Origin of the sequence: Streptomyces sp. YS-3, from assembly GCF_045257485.1 — a bacterium.
In the GTDB taxonomy this organism is placed as follows: Bacteria; Actinomycetota; Actinomycetes; order Streptomycetales; family Streptomycetaceae; genus Streptomyces.
This window is the reverse complement of the sequence record NZ_JBJHPC010000756.1, coordinates 1-2,899: the sequence shown is the minus strand read 5'-3', so window position 1 is coordinate 2,899 and position 2,899 is coordinate 1. Positions and strand designations below refer to the sequence as shown.

General features: G+C 73.8%; 1 protein-coding gene and 1 pseudogene. Both read right to left on the bottom strand.

What is annotated here, in order from left to right; translation table 11 throughout:
• A partial coding sequence (locus ACJA3G_RS34330) for a family 43 glycosylhydrolase (protein WP_406556944.1) occupies positions 1 to 2,000 on the bottom strand: 2,000 nt, incomplete at its 3' end.
• Between the two features lie 50 nt (positions 2,001 to 2,050).
• Positions 2,051 to 2,899 (bottom strand): annotated as a pseudogene (locus ACJA3G_RS34325) (hypothetical protein); the annotation flags it as partial.

The following is a 2,899-nucleotide window of genomic DNA, read 5'->3' as shown; positions in this document are numbered from 1 at the left end:
GCGATGAGACGGGTGCCGAAGCCGGTCCAGGGCCGCCATCCGCCGCTGGGCCGCTCCTGTACGCGGGTACGTATCCGGCCGTCCTCGGCGACCGCGAACAGGTGCAACCGGCCGGTCGAGTCGGCCGCCGCCGACACGGTGGCGGCAGGCGAGGGTCCGGGCTCGGTGATGTCCTCGCCGGTGGCCCAGGCGCCGCCGGGGGAGAGCTGCCAACGGTGGGTGAGGCGTTCGCCGCCGGGGGAGAGGGCGAAGCATTCGAGCCGGCCGTCGGCGCCGGGGACGAGCAGCGGGGCCGCGGCGGACCAGCCGGACAGCGCCTGCCAGTCGTCCCAGCCGCCGCTGGGCACCGACTGGCGCCGCTGGAAGGCCGCCGTACCGGACGGGGCGATCGCGGCGACGGTCAGCCGCCCGGTGCCGTCGCGGCTCACCCGCGGGGCGGCACCGGCCGCCGTACCGAAGCGGTCCCAGGACGACCAGGGGCCGCCCGGTGACTGCTGCCAGCGGTGCAGGATCGCCGTGCCGCCGCGGGTGAGGGCGAAGACCTCCAGGCGCCCGTCGGCGTTGACACCGACGACCGGCGGAGCGCCGACGGGTCCGCCGAATCCCGCGTCCCACGGCTCCCAGACCCGGGCACCCGGCGAGCTCTGACGGCGGCGGGCGATCAGGGCGCCACCCGGGCCGGCGGCGAAGACCTCCAGCCTGCCGTCGGCGTCGCGGGCGACGGCGGGCGCGGCTCCGGCCGGCCCGCCGAACTCCTCCCACTCCTCCCACTCCCCGTCCGCGCGCTGCACCCGGTGGTGCAGGTTGGCGCCCGCCGGGGCGAGCGAGAACACCTCCAAACGGCCGTCGCTGTCGCGGCCGAGCGTGGGCACCGCGCCGGCCGGGCCGCCGAACGTCTCCCAGTCCGACCAGATGTCGTCGTCCGGGTCGAGCTGGACGCGCCGCAGTATCGAACGGTCGGTGGCGTCGAGGGCGAACACGGTCAGACGGCCGCGGACGTCCGCGGCGGCCACCGGGTTGTCCGGACTCGGCCACACCGGTGGCGCGTCCTGCCAGATCAGCGGCGCGAGACGGAGTCCGTGGCGGAACCATCCCGCGGCACTGGCGTACCAGTCCCGGCCATCGGTGACGGGTTCGACGGCGTGGCCGGGGACGTGGCCCGCGTACCCGTCGAGGGTGAAGTGGAAGGGGCCGCGGGAGGCCAGCACGTCGGTGCCCTCGTAGCCGCCGCGCGGCCCGATGAACAGGTAGAACCAGCCGTCGCGTTCGACGACGTACGGCGATTCGGTGACCGAGACACCGAGAGCCGCCGTGCTGTCGTCGGTGAACGCGGTGCCGGGCGCGCTCCAGTGCAGCAGGTCGGCGGAGCGGCGCTCGCAGACCAGGTGGTGGCCGTCGGCGCCGAGTTCGGTGTAGTACATGACCCAGTCGGAGCCGATCCGTACCACCATGGGGTCACGGGCCGCCCGGCCCCGGAACAGCGGTCCGGAGGGAACGCGGGTCCAGGTGAACAGGTCGGTGGAGGTGGCCAGGTTGATGGCGGCTCCGGCGCTGCCGCCCGCCGCGTAGAACATCCAGTAGGTGCCCGCGGCCTCGATGACATGAGGTGCCCACAGGTGCTGTTCGCCGTGGTAGGCGGGGTCGACGGTCAGCGCGTCGGGGTGGCTGGTCCACGGGCCGTGGAGGTCGGGCGCGGAAGCGTGGGCGAAGGCGGTCTCGGCGCCGCTGTCCGGGGCCTCGCCGGGCGGGGCGCTGTCGCCGACGATGGCGAACAGGTGCCGGCGGCCGTCCGCCCGGAGCAGGGCGTGGTCGTTGAGGTAGCGGCGCCGGCCGGGCGTGGACGGGTCGTGGACCGGCGTGAAGGGGCCGGCGCCGATCCACTGGTGGGGCGGTATGTCGGCGGCGGCTGAGGACGAGGCGGTGGTACGGGCCGCGAGCGGGAGCACGAGTGCTCCCGCCCCGGCCGTACGCAGCAGGCGCCGCCTGCTGATCGGATGCATGGCTCTTCTCCGAAGGGACCGTTCGTGCGGTGAAGGGACCGTTCGTGCGGTCAGTTGACGGCGGGGCCGGGACCGGCGTTGAGCCAGGACCATTCGGACCAGGTCGACATACCGGTCTGCCACTTGTGGTAGACGCCGGCATGGCTTGTTCCGAACACTTCGATGCGGCCGTCGGCGTTGGTGGCGGCGGTGACTTCCGTACCGCCGCCGCCGAAGGTGTCCCACTGGCCGTAGGGAGCGTTGACGCCGGTCTGCCACAGGTGCTGGGCCACGGTGCCGTTGATGGCGAAGACCTCCACCCGGCCGTCGGGCGAGCGCTCGCTGCTGACCTGGGAGTCGGCGGGGCCGCCGGTGGGTTCCCACCTGGACCAACTGACCCGGTCGGTCTGGTAGCGGTGGAAGACTCCGGCGGGTCCGGAGGCGAAGACCTCCAGGCGTCCGTCCTGGTTGTGATCCACCGTCAGGTCATGTCCGCCGCGGCCGAAGTCCTCCCAGGCCGACCAGCCGCCGTTGACGGCCGTCTGGTACTGGTGCTGGAAGGCGTCACCGTTGATGGCGAAGACTTCGAGGCGCCCGTCGGCGGACTTCTCCATCTCGATCCTGCCGTTGGCCGGGCCGCCTCCCGCGGACTCCCACCCCGACCAGCCGCCGTTCGGTGCGGTCTGGTAGCGGTGGAATACGCCGGTGGGTCCGGAGGCGAAGGCTTCGAGGCGGCCGTCGCCGTTGGCGCCGACGGCGATGTCCCGGCCGCCGCCGCCGAAGGTCTCCCAGCCGGACCAGGCGCCGGAGGGGGAGAGCTGGTAGCGGTGCTGGAAGGTGTCGCCGTTGATGGCGAACATCTCCAGGCGTCCGTCGGCGTTGGGGCCGATCGCGAGTTCCGCGCCTCCCGGGCCGCCGAG